Consider the following 17,478-nt stretch of genomic DNA (forward strand, 5'->3'; position numbering starts at 1 on the left):
GGCCCGCATGCAGAACACCGCACCGGCCCGCCACCCCGACCAGGACGGGGAGGCCGGGCCGGACGGCCGTTGGACCACGTACCCCGGCGCGCCCGTCGACACCCGGCGGCAACTGCTGGCCAAGCTCGCCTGGACGTCCATCTGGGCGCTCTACCTGGCCTACCCCGTCCAGGACCTGACGACGGGGCAGCACTCCCCGGCGGTGAGCGTCGCCGGGGGCGTCGCGCTGGCGGCCTTCCTGGCCTGCTACCTGTCGCTGATCGTGGTCCGCAACCACCCGGGCTTCCGGCAGACCCGTCGGTACCTGCCGCTCGCCCTGATGGCCGTGATCGCCGTCGCCACCTCGTACGCCCTGGGCGAGTCCTGGCTGACCCTGTTCACGTACACCTCGGTGTGCGCCTCGGTGATCCTCCCCGGCCGCTACGGCCTGGTCGGCGTCCTCGGCACCACCGGCCTCTTCGCCGTCGTCGGGCTCACCAGCGGCGCCGACGCCGAGACCCTGGTCAGCATCGGCCTGCCCTGCCTGATGGCCGGACTGGCCATGCTCGCCATGCAGCGCCTGGTCGCCACCATGCGCGAACTGCGCGAGGCCCGGGCCGCCGTCGCCCACCTCGCCGCCTCCGAGGAACGGCTGCGCCTGGCCCGCGACCTGCACGACCTGCTCGGCCACTCGCTCTCGCTGATCGCCATCAAGGGCGAACTCACCGGACGCCTGATGGACGCCGGGAAGACCGACGCCGCCCGCGCCCAGGTCGCCGACATCGAGCAGGTCGCCCGGCAGTCCCTCGCCGACGTCCGCAGCGCCGTCAGCGGCTTCCGCCGCCCCACCCTGCCGGTCGAACTCGCCGCCGCCCGCACCGCGTTGGCCGCCAGCCAGATCGAACTCGACGCCGACCCCCGGCTCGCCGAGGAGCGTCCCGGCCTCGCCGCCGAGGAGTCCGGCGTGCTCGCCTGGGCGCTGCGCGAGGCCGTCACCAACGTCGTCCGGCACGGCGCCGGGGCCACCCGGTGCACCGTCCACCTCGACGAGACCTGGGAGGAGGACGGCCGCTACGCCGTCCTGGAGGTCGTCGACAACGGCGCCGGACCGGGCAAGTCCGGCGCCGGGAACGGCCTCTCCGGCCTCGCCGAGCGCCTGGAGCAGGTCGGCGGACGCCTGCGGACCGGCCCCGCCGACCGCGGCCGGGGCTTCCGGCTGCGCGCCCTCGTGCCGCTGCGGCCCGGACCCAGCGGGGAACGTCCCGACGGGGAACGGTAATAGGCTGCCCGACGTGACGGACGGAACGGGTGGACGACCGGTGCGAGTGCTGCTCGCCGAGGACCAGGGCATGGTGCGGGAGGCGCTCGCCGCGCTGCTCTCGCTGGAGGACGACCTGGAGGTGGTCGCCCAGGTCTCCCGCGGCGACGAGGTCGCGGCGGCGGTGGCGGAGCACCAGGTGGACGTCGCCGTCCTCGACATCGAGATGCCCGGCATGACCGGCATCGACGCCTGCGCGGAGGTCCGGCGGGCCCGGCCGCGGACCAAGGTCGTCATCGCCACCACCTTCGGACGGCCCGGCTACCTGCGCCGGGCGATGGAGTCCGGGGCCGACGCCTTCCTGGTCAAGGACGCACCCGCCGCGGAACTCGCCGAAGCGATCAGGCGGGTGCTGCGCGGGGAGAAGGTCATCGACCCCACGCTCGCCGCGGCCGCCCTCACCGAGGGGGCCAACCCGCTCACCGGCCGCGAGCGCGACGTGCTGGCCGCGGCGGCGGACGGCGCGGTGAACGCGGACATCGCGGCCCGGCTGCACCTCTCCGAGGGGACGGTGCGCAACTACCTGTCGATGGCGATCCAGAAGACGGCGGCCCGCAACCGGGCGGAGGCGGTGCGGATCGCGCGGGAGAAGGGCTGGCTGTAAGGGGGACGAAGGGCGAGACCAGGGGCGCGAGGAACTGCGCGCCCAGCCACGTGCACGCCAGCCGGATCGCTCTGAGGGACGGCTGGTTGCACTATTTCGCGATCTTGCGGTGGGTGCCCGGCTGGTCGCGCAGTTCCCCGCGCCCCCATCTGCACCGGCTGCTCGGGAGCCCTCCGCGCCCCCATCTGCGCCCGCTGTGCGTTCAGTTGAGGCGGTGGCGGGCCGACCTCGCCTCCAGGCGGACCTTCGCGGCGCTCTCCGGGTCGAAGGCGTCGAGGATCTGCGCGTAGGACTCCATCTCGGCGGCGCCGGCCAGGAAGTCGCCGGTCTTCACGAGCAACTCGGCTCGTTCGAGCCGGAGTTGGGCTGGATGGCGGGGGAGCAGCAGGGCGAGTTCGGTGGCCCAGAGCTGGGTGCGGGCGTGTTCGGGACGGTCGGCGGCCCAGCGGCGGATGTTGCCCAGGACGCGGAGCACGGTGTCCAAGGGCTGCGCGGGGGAGAGGAGTTCGGGGGAGAAGAGGTGGCCGGAGGCGGCGACCAGGCGTTCCACGTCGGGGACGTCGAGGAGCCGGCCGCCGTGGAAGGGGTCCGCGAGGACGTACTCGTCGCCGCCCGCCGGTCCGCCGACCGCGACGATGAAGTGGCCGGGCAGGGCGATGCCGTGCACGGTCAGGCCGGCCCGGGCGGCCACCGCCTGCCAGACCAGCGCGAGCATGATCGGCAGCCCGCGCCGCCGCCGCAGCACCTCCGGCAGCAGCGAGGACTCCAGCCGGAGGTAGTCGGACTGGCGGCCGTGGAAGCGCTCGCGGCCGCCGAGCACCGCCGCGAGCAGCGCGGCGGTCTCCTCCGGCCCGCTCGGGCGGCGTTCGGCGACGGCCTGGCGGATCGCGGCGGCGTGCCGGTCCAGGGCGGCCTGACAGGCCGTCAGGAGTTCCTCCAGGGACGGCTGTTCGGCACTGTCGCCGGGATCGCCGAGGGTGTGCTCGGCGGCGGCGAGCAGGCACAGCAGCACCGGGTCGGGGTGCTCGCCCCGGGCTTCGGTGCGGAAGCGGGTTCTGCTCTGCTCGGTCACTGCGGCCTTCGGTTCAGCAGCGGTCGTGGCTCACTTCAGGTGGTGCACGCTACCGCTGGGGAAGGCGGGCGTAGTGGTAAGTGTGACTGGTCGTGAAGCCCAGCCGGTCGTACAGCTCGATCGCGCCCCCGTTGTCGGCCTCGACCTGCAGGTAGGCGCCGGTGGCGCCCTCCTCGGCGGCGCGGGCGGCGAGCGCGGCCATCACGGCGGTGGCCAGGCCGCGGCGGCGGGCGGCCGGGGCGACCTCGACCGCGCCGAAGCAGGCCCACGGGCCGTCCACGGCGAGCCGGCCGATGGCCAGCGGGGTGCCGTCCCCGCCCTCGACCCGGGCGAACCAGACCGAGGGGCCGCCGTGCAGCACCGCGGTGGCGGCTGCCTCCAGGGCGGGGTCGCCGCCCACCCGGCGGTACAGCGCCAGCCACTCGGGTCCGGCGGTGCGGGACAGCCGGACGTCCGCGGGGCGGCCGGTGCGGGCCAGTTCGCCGAGCGGGGCGGTGCGCACCAGGGTCGGGGCGAGGGCCGCGCCGAGCCGGTCCAGTTCGGCGGCGAGCGCGGGCGGCGAGCCGGGGGAGACCACCTCGACGTACGCGGGCAGCGAACGGGCCGCGTACCACTCGCGCACCCGCTCCAGCGCCGCGGGCAGCGGCAGGCCCGGGTCGCCCAGCGCCTGCACCGAGTTGGCCCGGCGGGTGAACCCGGACGAGGCGCGCAGCGTCCACTCGCCCAGCTGCTCCTGCTCGACGGCGGGCCAGGAGCGGGCGGCGGTGCGCTGCAGGTCGAGCGGGGCGACGGCGGGCGCGGCGGTGCGGCGGGCCGGGAACGGCGGGACGGGCTTGCCGGCCACCAGCAGTTCGGCCGCGAAGCGCACCGGCGCGCCGCTGCGCGGTTCGACCGTCAACCCGTCGCCGTCCCACGACGTGAGCACGCCGATCACATCGCGGAACACCGGACGGCCCTCCGCCACGCCGTCGACACGCCGGACCGACACGCGTCGTCCCACGTCAGACGGGTCCATCCGGACCTCCGGACGGGCCTTCCACGGCTCCGGGCCGACCATCAACCGCACCTCCTGTGCATTTGCGCCCCCCGACCCGCGATACTAGGGGCGGGCATCGACGACGCCGCGCGCAAAGCGCGACCGAGTAAACAGTAGGGCGGCAGCCCTTCCGAGGAGGAACGACAGCGTGACCTACGTCATCGCGCAGCCTTGTGTCGACGTCAAGGACAAGGCGTGCATCGAAGAGTGCCCCGTGGACTGCATCTACGAAGGCGAGCGCTCCCTCTACATCCACCCGGACGAGTGCGTGGACTGTGGTGCCTGCGAACCGGTCTGCCCGGTCGAGGCGATCTTCTACGAGGACGACACCCCGGAGGAGTGGAAGGACTACTACAAGGCGAACGTCGAGTTCTTCGACGACCTGGGCTCGCCCGGCGGTGCCTCCAAGCTCGGCCTGATCGAGCGTGACCACCCGTTCATCGCGGCCCTGCCCCCGCAGAACGCCGACCACTGATCGGTGGCATCCACGCTGTGAGCACCAACGACAGCACGCACGCGCCGTTCCCGGGCCACCCGGGGGCGGCGCGCCGCGTCTCCGACCGCCTGCCGGTCTTCCCGTGGGACAAGCTCGAACCGTACAAGCGCACCGCCCAGGCGCACCCGGACGGGCTCTGCGACTTCTCCGTCGGCACCCCGGTGGACCCGGTGCCCGAACTGGTCCAGCGGGCGCTGGCCGCGCACACCGACACGCCCGGCTACCCCACCGTGTGGGGCCCGCTGTCGCTGCGCGACGCCATCGCGGGCTGGCTGGGGCGCCGCTGCGGCGCCGGGATCGGCCCCGAGGCCGTCCTGCCGACCGTCGGCTCGAAGGAACTGGTGGCCTGGCTGCCCGGCCAGCTCGGCCTCGGCCCGGGCGACCAGGTCGCCTACCCGAAGCTGGCCTACCCCACCTACGAGGTCGGGGCGCTGCTCTGCGGCGCCGAGCCGGTCGCGTACGGGGACGTCGCGGAGCTGGACGGCTCGAAGGTCCGGCTGCTGTGGCTGAACTCGCCGTCCAACCCCACCGGGCGGGTGCTGGACGCGGCCGAGCTGCGCCGCGCCGTCGAGTGGGCCCGGGAGCACCGGGTGCTGCTGGTCAGCGACGAGTGCTACCTGGAGCTCGGCTGGGAGGCCGAGCCGGTGTCGGTGCTGCACCCGTCGGTCTGCGGCGGCTCGCACGAGGGCCTGCTGGCCGTGCACTCGCTGTCCAAGCGCTCCAACCTGGCGGGCTACCGGGCCTCCTTCGTGGCCGGTGACCCGGTGGTGGTCCGCGAGCTGCTGGAGATCCGCAAGCACGGCGGCATGATCGTGCCCGCGCCGGTGCAGGCGGCCACCGCGGCCGCGCTCGCCGACGACGCGCACGTGGCCGAGCAGCGGGCCCGGTACGCCCAGCGGCGCAGCGCCCTGCGGGCCGCGCTGGAGGCGTACGGGTTCCGGATCGAGCACTCCGAGGCGAGCCTGTACCTGTGGGCGACCCAGGACAGGCCGTGCTGGGAGACGGTGGCCGAACTCGCCGAGCTGGGCGTCCTGGTGGCGCCCGGCGACTTCTACGGCCCGGCGGGCGACCGGTTCGTGCGGGTGGCGTTCACCGCCACCGACGAGCGGGTGGCCTCGGCGGTGGAGCGGCTCAAGCGGTAGCGCCGCCGGAGGGCGGAACGGGAGGGGCGGAGCCGGTCGGCTCCGCCCCTCCCGTCGTCCCGGGCTCCGCGGGGTCAGCCGATCGGCAGGCCGCCGCCCTGGATGCCGCCGAGCAGGCCGCCGACCGGGCCGAGCGCGCCGGTCAGGCCGCCCAGCGGGCTGTCGCCGCCGAGCGAGGGCACGCCGCCGAGGCGGTTGGCGGACTCGTGCTCGGTCAGGCCCTCGACGGCGCCCGCGACCGGCAGCGAGTGGAGGGCGCCGGTGACCGGGCCGAGCTTGTCGCCGGCGGGCAGGCCCTGGGTGAGCTTGTCGGTGGGCAGGCCGCGGGCGACGGTGGCCAGCGGGGTGGCGGTGGCCCGGTCGGTGGCGGGGAGGACCTTCTCGGTGACCGCCGGGGCGACCTTCTCCTCGACCGCCGGGGCGACCTTGTCGGTGAGCGTCTCCAGCGAGCCGGTCAGCTGGCCGGCCTTGCCGACCGGGCCGAGCTTGCCGAGCGCGTCGTCGGTGGACGGCAGGTTGTGCGCGACGGTGTTGCCGGCCGCGTCGGCAGCCGCCGGGCCGCCCGCCGCGAGGGTCGCGGCGCCGGTGGTGCCGACCACGTGGCCCAGCTCGTGGGCGGCCCCCTGCACCGCGTCGCCCGAGTTGGGGACGTCGGCCAGCTTGGTCACGCCGGCGCCCAGGTCGGTCTGCGGCACCACCTCGGTGGCGGAGGCGGCACCCGCCGCGGCTGCGAGCGGCGCCGCGGTGGCGGCGACGAGCAGCGCGGCCTGGGCGATCCGGCGCGTGAGGGGGAGGGACATGGTGCTCCTAAGAGGTGAGGTCGACGGTCCGCCGGGCCGGGGCGCGGGGCGCTCCGCCCGGCGGGCGACGTGTATGACCGCAAGAGCACCGGGAAGGTTTCGGCCGGTCAAGGTCAAGGGTTGGCAAAGATCGGACGATCCTTTTTCGGGCCGTGCGGACGCACCGGCCGGGCGGCGGTCGCCGAAGAACCGTCACTCCCCTTGTGGGCCCGGCCTTCCGGCCCCCGGCGGCGCACCGGTCCGGAGGTGCCCGCCGACGGGCCCGCCGTCAGCGGGAGTTGACGCGATTCACCCGGCGGACGGTCACCCGCGCACCAGTGCGTCAACGCACCGTCGGGGCTCCGCGCCCGTCGGCCGCCGCCCGGGCGTCACTTCTTGACCGGCGCGCCCAGCGTCACCAGCACCCGGTCGGACGGCGCGCCCGCCAGCGGCTTCCACCCCTCGCCGTGCTTGTCCACCCGCCACACCCTGCCGTCGTACGCGACCTGCCCGATGCCCAGCTCGGCCGCCTGCGCCACCGACCAGTGCGCCAGCGCCCAGCCGGTCTGGCCCGGCCCGCCCGCGCCCGCGGTGCTCGCGGTCGGCTGCGGGGTGAGCGCCAGCACCTCGCGCGGGTCCTTGGCCGCCTTCTCGGCGCCCGCCACCGCCACCGCCTTGCCGAACTCCCGGCGCACCCGCTCCGAGAGGTGGGCCGCGTCCGGGACGCTCTGGGCCGGGTCGGTGGGGTGCGGGTCCGGCAGCTGGTGCACCACGCAGTCCAGCGAGGCGGGTTCGCGGCCGGTCAGCACCGTGGCGAGCAGCGTCGCGTTGTTCTCGTGCTTGGCGTACGCCTGCGGGTAGCCGCTGCGCTGCACCTGCTGGGCGGCGTCGGTCAGCGGCATCTGCGCGTACCCGTTGACCTTCACCAGCGCGTCCAGGAACTTGTTGGTCGCGTACACCGGGTCCATGATCTGGTCGACCGTGCCCCAGCCCTGCGAGGGGCGCTGCTGGAACAGGCCCACCGAGTCCCGGTCGCCGCCCTCCAGGTTGTGCAGCTTCGACTCCTGGATGGCCGTCGCCAGCGAGATGGTCACCGCCCGCTCCGGCAGGCCGCGGGACATCGCCACCGCCGTGATGGTGGCCGCGTTGGCCGCCGCCGGGAGCTCCAGGGTGCCGCTGCCCGCCGCGGTGGTGACCGTGCAGCCCTCGTCGGGGGGCGTGATCTTGTCCCGGTTCAGCCACACCACCAGGCCGCCCACGACCGACAGCGCGACCAGCCCGACCAGCACCCGCCGCCACGGCCGCCGCCGGCGCGGTGCGGCGCCGTCCTGCGCGTCGTACTCGGCGTCCTCGGTCACGGGTGGCCCCTCTCAGTGGCTGATCGCGTCGCATCGGTCCCGGCCCGGCGTGCGCTGTTCGCGGACACCGTAACCGCTCGGACGGCCGTACGGGTCCGCACGGTTGCGCGGCCGTCCGCGGAGGGGGTCCGGCGGGCCGACGACCTCACCGGTGGAGCCGCACCTTGTCGATAAGGTAACCGCCATGAGCAGCCCGAACGCGCCCCTCGACCTCTCCCTCGACGGCGGAACGCTGACCGCCCGCCTCGTCGACCTCCCCTCCGTCAGCGGCGAGGAGACCGCCCTCGCGGACGCCGTGGAGGCCGCGCTCCGGGCCCTGCCGCACCTCACCGTCGACCGGTACGGCAACAACGTGGTCGCCCGCACCCACTTCGGCCGGGACGAGCGGGTGGTGCTCGCCGGGCACCTGGACACCGTGCCGATCGCCGACAACGTGCCCTCGCACGTCGAGGGCGACCTGCTCTACGGCTGCGGCACCTCCGACATGAAGTCCGGCGTCGCCGTGCAGCTGCGGCTCGCCGCCACCCTCACCGAGGCCAACCGGGACGTCACCTACGTCTTCTACGACTGCGAGGAGGTGGAGGCCCACCGCAACGGCCTCGGCCACCTGTTCGCGACCCACCCCGACTGGCTGGCGGGCGACTTCGCGGTCCTGATGGAGCCCAGCGGCGCCGTCGTCGAGGGCGGCTGCCAGGGCAGCCTGCGCGCCGACGTCACGCTCACCGGCGTCCGCGCCCACGCCGCCCGCAGCTGGCTCGGCGACAACGCCATCCACAAGGCCGCGGAGGTGCTCCGCCGGCTGGCCGAGTACCGGCCGCGCCGGGTGGAGATCGACGGCCTGGAGTACCGCGAGGGCCTGAACGCGACCCGGATCGACGGCGGCGTCGCCGGGAACGTCATCCCCGACGAGTGCAAGATCCACGTGGCCTTCCGGTTCGCCCCCGACCGCAGCCTGGAGCAGGCCGAGGAGCACCTGCGCTCGGTCTTCGAGGGGTACCAGCTGGAGATCGTCGACGCCTCGCCCGCCGCCCTGCCCGGCCTCGGCCTGCCCGCCGCCCGGGACTTCCTGGCCGCGATCGGCGGCGAGCCCCGGGCCAAGTTCGGCTGGACGGACGTGGCCCGGTTCTCCGCCCACGGCGTCCCCGCCGTCAACTACGGCCCGGGCGACCCGAACCTGGCGCACAAGCGCGAGGAGCACTGCTCGCTCAGCGCGATCGCCGAGGTCGAGGAGCGGATGCGGGACTGGCTCACCCGGTAGCCGTCGAGGGGGCGGGAGCCGGGTGCGGTTCGCCGGATTCCCGCCCGGGCGACGGCCGTTATTTACCCCGGATCGCACCCCGTCAGGCGTAGGGTTTCGTCATGACAGCCAACGGAGATGACCCCGCCCGCCGGACGAAGAAGCCCTGGCCCGAGAAGCGCAAGGGCCCCGTCCTGCTGCGGCGCGACCAGGTCGAGGCGAGCACGACCGACCAGCGGCTGCTGGACACCACCGGGCCCGCCGACTGGTTGCACACCGACCCGTGGCGGGTGCTGCGGATCACCTCGGAGTTCGTCGAGGGCTTCGGCGCCCTGGCCGAACTCCCCACCGCCATCAGCGTGTTCGGCTCCGCCCGGACACCGGTCGGCTCGCCCGAGTACGAGGCCGGGGTGGAGATCGGCCGGGCCCTCGCCGAGGCCGGCTACGCGGTGATCACCGGCGGCGGCCCCGGCGCGATGGAGGCCGCCAACAAGGGCGCCACCGAGGCGGGCGGGCTGAGCGTCGGCCTCGGCATCGAGCTGCCCTTCGAGCAGGGCCTCAACGAATACGTCGACCTGGGCCTCAACTTCCGGTACTTCTTCGTCCGCAAGACGATGTTCGTGAAGTACGCCCAGGGCTTCGTGGTCCTGCCCGGCGGCCTCGGCACCCTGGACGAGCTGTTCGAGGCGCTCACCCTGGTGCAGACGAAGAAGGTCACCCGCTTCCCGGTGATCCTGTTCGGCAGCGCCTACTGGGGCGGGCTGGTGGAGTGGCTCAAGTCGACCCTGGTCGCCCAGGGCAAGGCCAACCCCGCCGACCTCGAACTCTTCCACGTCACCGACGACGTGGCGGAGGTGCTGAAGGTGCTGGACGCCGCGCGGGGGCCCAAGGGCACCCCGGCGTAGCGCCGTTCCGGGCCCGGGCGCGGCTCAGGCCAGCCCCCGGCGGGCCACCGCCGGGGGACGGGTGCCGCGGATCGAGGCCACCATGTCCAGCACCTGGCGGGTCTCGGCGACCTGGTGCACCCGGTAGACCTGCGCGCCCAGCCAGGCCGAGACCGCCGTGGTGGCCAGGGTGCCGAGCAGCCGCTCGTCCACCGGCCTGTCCAGGGTCTCGCCGACGAAGTCCTTGTTGGAGAGCGAGACCAGCACCGGGAAGCCGGTCGCGGTCATCTCCGGCAGGCGGCGGGTCGCCTCCAGCGAGTGCCGGGTGTTCTTCCCGAAGTCGTGCCCCGGGTCGATGACCAACCCGTCGCGGCGCACGCCCAGTTCGAGCGCCCGCTCGGCCAGGCCGACGGTCACCGCCAGGATGTCCGCCATCACGTCCTCGTACCCCACCCGGTGCGGGCGGGTGCGCGGCTCGGCGCCGCCCGCGTGCGTGCACACCAGGCCCGCGCCGTACCGGGCCGCGACCTCCGCGAGCTTCGGGTCGAAGCCGCCCCAGGCGTCGTTCAGCAGGTCCGCGCCGACCTCGCAGACCGCCTCGCCGACCTCGTGCCGCCAGGTGTCCACGCTGATCACCGCGTCCGGGTGGCGCTTGCGCAGCTCCGCCACGAACGGCACCGTGCGGCGCAACTCCTCCTCCACGGTGACCTCTTCGCCCGGACCGGCCTTCACCCCGCCGATGTCCAGGATCGCCGCGCCCTCCGCCACCGCCCGGTCCGCGGCCGCGAACGCCGCCTCGTCCGCGAAGGTCGCCCCCCGGTCGAAGAACGAGTCCGGGGTGCGGTTGACGATCGCCATGATGACCAGCTCGTCCGGGCCGAACTCCCGCGTGCCGAGGCGTAGTGCCACCGGTGTCTCCTCCTCAGCGCTCCCGGGTGCAATGATGGGCCCCGGCCTGTAAGGGGACCATGATCCCACCGTAGCTCCCGCGGGCGGGCCGAAGCCGACCGGGAACTGCCGGGAACTGACGGAGGACAGCTCGTGTTCGTGGTGATCGTGATCGCGATGGCCCTGGTGGTCGGTGGCGCCGCAGTGGTGGCCCTGGGCGGCGGCGGGACGCTGCCGGAGGCCGAACACGACCGCCTCGCCGTGCGCCTGCCGCAGGACCGCGCCCTCAGCCGCACCGACGTGGACGAGCTCCGCCTCCCGATGGCGCTGCGCGGCTACCGGATGGACGAGGTCGACGACGTGCTCGACCGCCTCGGCGCGGAACTCGCGCTCCGCGACGCCCGGATCGCCGAGCTGGAGGCCGTCGGCGTGGTCCGCGGCTCGGTGGAGAGCTCCGCCGCGGCCGGCGGCGACCCGCTGCCCGGGCTGGAGTCCTTCAGCACCGTCCTGGAGAAGCAGCCGCAGGGGCCGGCGGTCGGCGAAACCACCGAGGTGCTCTCCTCCCACGAGTCCGACGCGGCCGCCGACGCGACCACCGACGAGGCCGCCGACGAGGACGCCGCCGCCGGGCAGCACGAGAAGAGCGACCGGGCGTGACGGGGGCGGTCCTCGGGACGGACGGGCTGCGGCGCTGCGGCTGGGGCGACTCGGCCGAGGACTACCGGGCGTACCACGACACCGAGTGGGGCCGCCCGGTCCACGGCGACCGGGCCCTGTTCGAGCGGATCACCCTGGAGGCCTTCCAGTCCGGCCTGTCCTGGATCACCATCCTGCGCCGCCGGGAGGGCTTCCGGGCGGCCTTCCGGGGCTTCGACGCCGCGGCGGTCGCGCAGTTCGACGACACCGACGTCGAGCGGCTGCTGAACGACACCGGCATCATCCGCAACCGCGCCAAGGTCCTCGCCACCATCGCCAACGCCAAGGCCGCCCGCGCCCTCGCCGACGGCGAACTGGACGCCCTGGTCTGGAGCCACGCCCCCGACCCGGCCGACCGCCCCGCCCCGCTCACCCTGGCGGACGTCCCGGCGGTCACCCCGGAGTCGACCGCGCTCGCCAGGTCGCTCAAGCGGGCGGGCTTCCGCTTCGTCGGCCCGACCACCGCGTACGCGCTGATGCAGGCGTGCGGGCTGGTCAACGACCACCTGGCCGACTGCCACGCGAGGTAGCGCGGGGACGCCCCGCCGGGGCCCGGCGGAGCGTCCCGGTCCTGCCGCGGGAGCGGCTCAGCGACCGACGAAGTCGGGCTTCTGCTTGGTGAGGAAGGCGTCGACCGCGATGCGGTGGTCCTCGCTCTCGCCGGCCAGGGTCTGGAGCTCGTCCTCCTTGTCGAGGAGTTCGTCCAGGGAGTGCGAGGCGCCGTAGGCGAGGGACTCCTTGATCGCGCCGTAGGCGACGGTCGGGCCGTTGGCCAGGGTGAGGGCGAACTCGCGGGCGGTGGCGGCGAGTTCGGCGGCCGGGACGACCCGGGTGGCCAGGCCGAGGGCGAGCGCCTCGTCGGCCCGGACGGTGCGGGGGAGCATCAGGAGCTCGGTGGCGCGGGCGTGGCCGACCAGGCGGGGGAGCGTCCAGGAGGCGCCGGAGTCGGCGGTGAGCGCGACGCCCGCGAAGGAGGTGTTGAAGCCCGCGGTGTCGGCGAGGACCCGGAAGTCGCAGGCGAAGGCGAGCGAGGCCCCGGCCCCGGCGGCGACGCCGTTGACCGCGGCGACGGTGGGCTTGCGCATCCCGGCCAGGGCGCGGACCAGCGGGTTGTAGTGCTCGGCGACGGTGCGCAGGGCGCCCTCGCCGGTCTCGCGCTGGCGCTGGAGCAGGCCGACGTGCTCCTTGAGGTCCTGCCCGACGCAGAACGCCTTCTCCCCCGCGCCGGTCAGCAGCACGGCCCGGACCGCGGGGTCGGCCGCGGCGGTGGTGACGGCGTCCCGGAGGGCGACCTTGGTGGGGACGTCGAGGGCGTTCATGGCCTCGGCGCGGTCGATGGTGAGGACGGCGAGGGCGCCGTCGCGCTCGTAGCGCACGGTGTCGGACATGGGTGAGGGCTCCCCGGGTCGCGGTGGCTGTCGTGGGCCAGCATGCCGGTTCGCGGCCGGGCGGGGGAGTGTGAGGTGCCGCACCTCCGGCGGGCGTGTCGGAGTGCGGCGGGATGCGGCTTTCGGCAGGTAATGGGCGCTTTGTGGCTGGTTGGCGAGGGTTGGCGCAGAGAGTGATGTTGGTCATCCAGCGGTTGCATGCGGGATAATGGCTTCCGATCAATGCGTTCGATGCCGGCGGTGGACGGACCGTCCGGTGCGTACCTGAACGGTTGCAGGAAGGGGAACGAGCATGGCGGCCATGAAGCCGCGGACGGGTGACGGCCCGCTGGAGGTCACCAAAGAGGGGCGGGGCATCATCATGCGAGTTCCGCTCGAAGGGGGCGGGCGCCTGGTGGTGGAGCTGACGCCGGACGAGGCGGACGCTCTGGGCGAGGCCCTCAAGAAGGCCTGCGGCTGATCTGCAGGTAGGTGACCCCGCATCTCCCGGTCTCATCCGCGAGGTGCTCGACGGGCCCGGCCCCCCGCCGCGGGGGGCCGGGCCCGTTCCGCGTGCGCCCGCCGGGGCGCCTCAGCGCTTGACGGCGCAGAGCAGCCCGTCGGAGACCGGCAGCAGGGCGGGCAGCAGGGTGTCGCTCTCCCGGATCTCGGCGACCAGGTCGCGCACGGCGCGGGTCTGCGGGTCGTCGAGCTCGGGCTCGGCGAGCCGGCCCTCCTGGAAGACGCCCTCGAAGCAGACCACGCCGCGCGGCCGCAGCAGGCGCAGCGCCTCGGTGAGGTGGAACCGGGAGTCGGCCGGGTCGCCGTCGCAGAACACCAGGTCGTACTGGCCGTCGGCGAGCCGCGGCAGCACGTCCCGGGCGCGGCCGGGGATGCAGCGGGCCCGGTTGCCGGGGAACCCGGCGGCCCGGTACGCCTCGCGGGCGTACTGCTGGCGGACCGGCTCGGAGTCGACGGTGGTGAGCACCCCGTCGGCGCGCATGCCGCGCAGCAGGTAGACCCCGGAGACGCCGGTGCCGGTGCCGATCTCGACCACCGCCTTGGCGTCGAGGGCGGCGGCGAGCAGCCGCAGCGCGGCGCCGCCGCTGGGGCCGATCGCGCGTATGCCGGTGCGGGCCGACTGGGCCCGGGCGTAGGTCAGCACCGCGTCCTCGCCGACGTAGGTGTCGGCGAGGGCCGCTCGCTGGGGCCCGAACTCGGTGATGGCTGCCTCTTCCGGAGCGCCGTTGCCGACCCAAGTCGACAAATTCCAGCGACAGACTACTGGCCGCCCGGGAACCGCGTTCGACGGCTGGCCGTTGAACTGCTACGGGCGGCCCGACCGTCCGGGGCGGTCGCTGTTCGACGGCTCTTATCCGGGCTTGACGGGTGAGGTGGATATGGTGGTGGCTCTGCTGGGCAGAAGAGCCGACCGAGGAGGTGTGGCCGAGGGCGACGTCCCTGTGCAGCGGCACCCCCGCGGCCTCACGTCGATCCGTACGCCGAAGCCCGTGATGAACCAGTCTGTGCACTCCCCCCTGGACAAGTCGACCGCAGCCGACGACTCGGTGGCCGGGGCCGCCGGCACGCTCGCGTCCTTCGCGGAGGGGCCCGACGCGCAGAGCTGGACGCCGCCCAGCTGGGAGGAGATCGTCGAGGCGCACAGCGCCCGCGTCTACCGCCTGGCGTACCGGCTGACGGGCAACCAGCACGACGCCGAGGACCTCACCCAGGAGGTCTTCGTCCGGGTGTTCCGCTCGCTGTCCACGTACACCCCCGGCACCTTCGAGGGCTGGCTGCACCGGATCACCACCAACCTGTTCCTGGACATGGTGCGCCGCCGCCAGCGGATCCGCTTCGACGCCCTCGCCGAGGACGCCGCGGAGCGCCTGGCCAGCCGCGAGCCCAGCCCCGCCCAGCACTTCAGCGACACCCACTTCGACGCGGACGTGCAGCAGGCGCTGGACACCCTCGCGCCGGAGTTCCGGGCCGCCGTGGTGCTGTGCGACATCGAGGGCCTGTCGTACGAGGAGATCGCCGCGACGCTCGGCGTGAAGCTCGGCACCGTCCGCAGCCGGATCCACCGCGGCCGCTCGCACCTGCGCGCCGCCCTCAAGCACCGGGCGCCGAACGCCGCCGCGGGCCGTTCGCGCCGGGGCGGTTCCGCCGAGCCCGTGCCGGTCGGCGCCGAACAGGCCGTCAGCGACCGGAGGGGGTCATGAGCGATCGCGCCCCCGAGCGCGCGGACACGGCCGCGGGCCGTCCGCGCTGGGCGGCGCTGCGCCGGGCCGAGCAGGCCCCGGCGGGCGCCGAGCTGCGCCCGCTGGCGGTCCGTCCGGTCGAGCCGCAGGCCGAGGAGCACCACCTGGGCGACCGGCTCTCCGCCTACCTGGACGGCGAGCTGGGCCACGACGCCCGCGAGCGGGTCCAGGCCCACCTGGCGACCTGCCCGGACTGCCTGGCCGAGGCCGAGCAGGCCCGGTCGGTCAAGCGCGCACTCAGCGAGGCCGCCGCGCCCGGCCCGTCGGCGGCCCTGATGGCGAGACTCATGGCGGTCGCCGACCTGCCCGAGGACGCGCCGGGCCCCGACGGTCCGTCGGGGTCCGGCGGAGTGTTCGGCGGCAGTCGGCTCACCGGCGGCACCTTCGGCCGGGGCGCGGGCTTCGGCGGGGGCGCGCTCGGCGCGGACGCGCCGATACCCGGCATCGACCCGCGGGCCGGCCTGTTCGGCACCCGCCCGTCCGCCGCCCCGCGCCCCGCGGCGGAGGCGCTGCCGCGCCCGCTGGCCGCCGCGCTGGGCGAACTGCCCGCCGCCCGGCCGTCCGCCGCGCGCGGCCGCCGCCTGGTGTTCGCCGCCGCCGGGGCGTTCTCGGTCGCGGCCGTCACCCTCGGCGGGGTCGGCGGCGTCACCGCGGGCCAGGGCACCACCCGGCAGCCCACCAGCGTCACGCCGGTCGGCGGGGCGATCGTCCCGGTCAACGCCCAGCAGCCGGTGGACGTGCCGGACTACCCGCTGCGCGCCCGCTACCAGCTGGACGCGACGCCCACGCCCACCGGTGACCCGCGGCAGCTCCTGCGCTAGCCTGCCTTCACCGGCACGCCGTAGCCGCCGGTCACCCGGGTGGTCTTTACCACGGTTTCATCTTCCGGGGGCCGGGGGAGCGGTAGCCCGCGTTTACCCTTGGTTCAGCGTTGTCGGGTGCTGGGAGTTCAGGTGTTCGGAGACATAGGCGGACTGGAGGTCGTGACGATCGTCGTCATGGCCATCGTGATCTTCGGTCCGGACAAGCTCCCCAAGCTGATCCAGGACACGATGGGCTTCATCCGCAAGATCCGCTCCTTCGCGGACAGCGCGAAGGAGGACATCCGCAGCGAACTCGGGCCGGAGTTCCAGAACTTCGACTTCGAGGACCTCAACCCGAAGACCTTCGTCCGCAAGCAGCTGATCGGCGACGGCGACGACCCGCTCGGGCTCAAGGACCTCAAGGACAGCGTCGACATCAAGTCCGCGCTGAACGGCGACCGCACCCCGACGCCCACCGCCTCGGTGGACTTCTCCAAGGCCGCGACCGCCGCGAGCGCGGGCCCGGCCCTGGCCGCGGGCGAACGCCCCCCGTTCGACCCCGACGCGACCTGAGGCCCCGGCCGCCCGGCCCGCACGACACCCACGACGCCCCGCCCCGCTCCCGCAGGCGGGGCATCGCCGTCCGCGCCGCTATCGTGTCCACTGCCCCTCCGGACGGCGGACCCTGTGGGCTCCGTCACGACCGGCCGCGTCCGGCCCGGTTTCCCGGACGAGGGGGCCCGGGTGCGCGACCATGGAGCGCCCGGGGAGCACAGCAGAGGAGAAGCCCGCAGTGGACGTCACGCACCCTACGGCAGGCGCCCCCGCCGCCCGCCGCGCCGCCGACCCGCTGGCCGGCTACCACGCCGCCGACTTCCCCTGGTACGGCCTCGACGAGGGCTGGACCGGCCGCCGCTGGCTCGGCCAGGTCGGCACCGGCCAGCGCACCGCCGACGGCGTCCAGACCCCCGACTACGGCACCCTCGGCCACGGCGACGAGCCCGCCCGCGGCCCCGAGCCGCGCGACACCCGCCGCTTCGCCGTGGTCGTCACCGTCGCCCGCCGCGACGTGCGCCGCAGCGCCGACAACACCGGCACCCTGGAGGCCACCTCCGCCTCCTCCGCCGCCTGGCTGGCCGGCTCCGGCCTGCTCGCCGCGACCTGGCCCGGCAACCTCGACCGCACCCTGCGGCAGAGCTGGCTCGACCAGCAGTCCGCCCTGGCCTGGGACTTGGCCGACGACCTCGACGGCCCCGCCTGGTCCTCCCTCACCCTGCCCGTCAACGGCCTCCCGCAGCCCTTCCGCTACCGCGAGTCCGAACACGGCTGGGTGCTGGCCGGCGAGGCCCCCGGCGTGCTGATCGGCGCCTACGGCCGCTCGGTGTCCGCGTACGGCGTCGGCTTCACCACCGTCACCGACCTGGGCACGTACGACGGCCGGTAGGCCCCCCGGCGCCCGCTACCCGTAGCACCGGTACGGGCCGTCGTCCTGCCGCTCGATCCGGCCGCCGTCAGCACCAGCAGCACGCCCAGGCCCGGCACCGCCGCCGCCGTCGCC

General features: G+C 74.8%; 20 protein-coding genes. 13 read left to right on the forward strand and 7 right to left on the reverse strand.

Annotated elements, in window-relative coordinates:
• The first annotated feature begins 7 nt into the window (after positions 1-7).
• Entirely contained in the window at positions 8-1,258 is a 1,251-nt protein-coding gene (locus tag QSK52_RS06425) for a sensor histidine kinase (RefSeq protein ID WP_285734572.1), read from the forward strand.
• Between the two features lie 4 nt (positions 1,259-1,262).
• Complete coding sequence (locus QSK52_RS06430) at positions 1,263-1,901, forward strand: response regulator transcription factor (protein ID WP_285735070.1); 639 nt, start codon at positions 1,263-1,265, stop codon at positions 1,899-1,901.
• Positions 1,902-2,103: 202 nt separating this feature from the next.
• Here the strand turns inward: QSK52_RS06430 and QSK52_RS06435 are convergent, their stop codons facing one another.
• Together QSK52_RS06435 and QSK52_RS06440 are read right to left on the reverse strand one after the other, a co-directional pair.
• On the reverse strand, positions 2,104-2,973 hold the full coding sequence (locus QSK52_RS06435) for a transglutaminase-like domain-containing protein (RefSeq protein WP_285734574.1): 870 nt from the start codon (positions 2,971-2,973) through the stop codon (positions 2,104-2,106).
• A 49-nt stretch (positions 2,974-3,022) separates the two neighbouring features.
• Positions 3,023-4,030, reverse strand: a complete 1,008-nt coding sequence (locus tag QSK52_RS06440; RefSeq protein WP_285734576.1) for a GNAT family N-acetyltransferase — start codon at positions 4,028-4,030, stop codon at positions 3,023-3,025.
• A gap of 127 nt (positions 4,031-4,157) precedes the next feature.
• Between QSK52_RS06440 and fdxA the strand changes: the two genes are divergently transcribed.
• Positions 4,158-4,484 carry a ferredoxin gene (gene fdxA / locus QSK52_RS06445; protein WP_030061559.1) on the forward strand — a complete coding sequence of 109 codons (327 nt, stop codon included), beginning with the start codon at positions 4,158-4,160 and terminating at the stop codon, positions 4,482-4,484.
• Between the two features lie 17 nt (positions 4,485-4,501).
• Positions 4,502-5,647, forward strand: a complete 1,146-nt coding sequence (gene dapC, locus QSK52_RS06450) for a succinyldiaminopimelate transaminase (protein WP_285734585.1) — start codon at positions 4,502-4,504, stop codon at positions 5,645-5,647.
• A gap of 74 nt (positions 5,648-5,721) precedes the next feature.
• Here the strand turns inward: dapC and QSK52_RS06455 are convergent, their stop codons facing one another.
• Positions 5,722-6,447 carry a hypothetical protein gene (locus tag QSK52_RS06455; protein ID WP_285734588.1) on the reverse strand — a complete coding sequence of 242 codons (726 nt, stop codon included), beginning with the start codon at positions 6,445-6,447 and terminating at the stop codon, positions 5,722-5,724.
• 368 nt (positions 6,448-6,815) lie between these two features.
• Positions 6,816-7,784: a hypothetical protein gene (locus tag QSK52_RS06460; protein ID WP_285734589.1), complete on the reverse strand. Its 969-nt coding sequence runs from the start codon at positions 7,782-7,784 to the stop codon at positions 6,816-6,818.
• A gap of 184 nt (positions 7,785-7,968) precedes the next feature.
• On the opposite strand from QSK52_RS06460, the gene dapE reads away from it, so the two are divergent.
• Both dapE and QSK52_RS06470 read left to right on the forward strand, forming a co-directional pair.
• On the forward strand, positions 7,969-9,042 hold the full coding sequence (gene dapE / locus QSK52_RS06465) for a succinyl-diaminopimelate desuccinylase (RefSeq protein ID WP_285734591.1): 1,074 nt from the start codon (positions 7,969-7,971) through the stop codon (positions 9,040-9,042).
• A gap of 101 nt (positions 9,043-9,143) precedes the next feature.
• Entirely contained in the window at positions 9,144-9,926 is a 783-nt protein-coding gene (locus QSK52_RS06470; RefSeq protein WP_285734593.1) for a TIGR00730 family Rossman fold protein, read from the forward strand.
• Positions 9,927-9,950: 24 nt separating this feature from the next.
• Here the strand turns inward: QSK52_RS06470 and folP are convergent, their stop codons facing one another.
• Positions 9,951-10,763, reverse strand: coding sequence for a dihydropteroate synthase (folP, locus tag QSK52_RS06475; protein ID WP_285735073.1), 813 nt, complete (start codon positions 10,761-10,763; stop codon positions 9,951-9,953).
• Positions 10,764-10,946: 183 nt separating this feature from the next.
• Between folP and QSK52_RS06480 the strand changes: the two genes are divergently transcribed.
• Positions 10,947-11,450, forward strand: a complete 504-nt coding sequence (locus QSK52_RS06480) for a DivIVA domain-containing protein (protein WP_285734595.1) — start codon at positions 10,947-10,949, stop codon at positions 11,448-11,450.
• The gene (locus QSK52_RS06485) at positions 11,447-12,019 is read left to right on the forward strand and encodes a DNA-3-methyladenine glycosylase I (protein ID WP_285734597.1); all 573 of its coding nucleotides are present in this window, start codon (positions 11,447-11,449) and stop codon (positions 12,017-12,019) included. Before QSK52_RS06480 ends, QSK52_RS06485 begins: the two co-directional genes overlap by 4 nt.
• 57 nt (positions 12,020-12,076) lie before the next feature.
• On the opposite strand, the gene QSK52_RS06490 is transcribed toward QSK52_RS06485, so the two are convergent.
• Positions 12,077-12,877 carry an enoyl-CoA hydratase/isomerase family protein gene (locus QSK52_RS06490; RefSeq protein WP_285734599.1) on the reverse strand — a complete coding sequence of 267 codons (801 nt, stop codon included), beginning with the start codon at positions 12,875-12,877 and terminating at the stop codon, positions 12,077-12,079.
• Positions 12,878-13,169: 292 nt separating this feature from the next.
• On the opposite strand from QSK52_RS06490, the gene QSK52_RS06495 reads away from it, so the two are divergent.
• On the forward strand, positions 13,170-13,337 hold the full coding sequence (locus QSK52_RS06495) for a DUF3117 domain-containing protein (RefSeq protein WP_014137929.1): 168 nt from the start codon (positions 13,170-13,172) through the stop codon (positions 13,335-13,337).
• A gap of 111 nt (positions 13,338-13,448) precedes the next feature.
• On the opposite strand, the gene QSK52_RS06500 is transcribed toward QSK52_RS06495, so the two are convergent.
• On the reverse strand, positions 13,449-14,123 hold the full coding sequence (locus tag QSK52_RS06500) for an O-methyltransferase (protein WP_435053173.1): 675 nt from the start codon (positions 14,121-14,123) through the stop codon (positions 13,449-13,451).
• 247 nt (positions 14,124-14,370) lie between these two features.
• Between QSK52_RS06500 and sigE the strand changes: the two genes are divergently transcribed.
• From sigE to QSK52_RS06520, 4 genes are all read left to right on the forward strand, one after another.
• On the forward strand, positions 14,371-15,078 hold the full coding sequence (gene sigE, locus QSK52_RS06505) for an RNA polymerase sigma factor SigE (RefSeq protein WP_078914669.1): 708 nt from the start codon (positions 14,371-14,373) through the stop codon (positions 15,076-15,078).
• On the forward strand, positions 15,075-15,938 hold the full coding sequence (locus QSK52_RS06510; RefSeq protein WP_285734603.1) for an anti-sigma factor family protein: 864 nt from the start codon (positions 15,075-15,077) through the stop codon (positions 15,936-15,938). The genes sigE and QSK52_RS06510 overlap by 4 nt, the downstream gene beginning before the upstream one ends.
• Before the next feature lie 132 nt (positions 15,939-16,070).
• A complete protein-coding gene (locus QSK52_RS06515) occupies positions 16,071-16,493 on the forward strand; it encodes a sec-independent translocase (protein ID WP_285734605.1) in 423 nt (140 codons plus the stop codon).
• A gap of 220 nt (positions 16,494-16,713) precedes the next feature.
• On the forward strand, positions 16,714-17,364 hold the full coding sequence (locus QSK52_RS06520; protein WP_285734607.1) for a hypothetical protein: 651 nt from the start codon (positions 16,714-16,716) through the stop codon (positions 17,362-17,364).
• The last annotated feature ends 114 nt before the right edge of the window (positions 17,365-17,478 follow it).

Origin of the sequence: Kitasatospora phosalacinea (assembly GCF_030268885.1) — a bacterium.
GTDB lineage: Bacteria > Actinomycetota > Actinomycetes > Streptomycetales > Streptomycetaceae > Kitasatospora > Kitasatospora phosalacinea_C.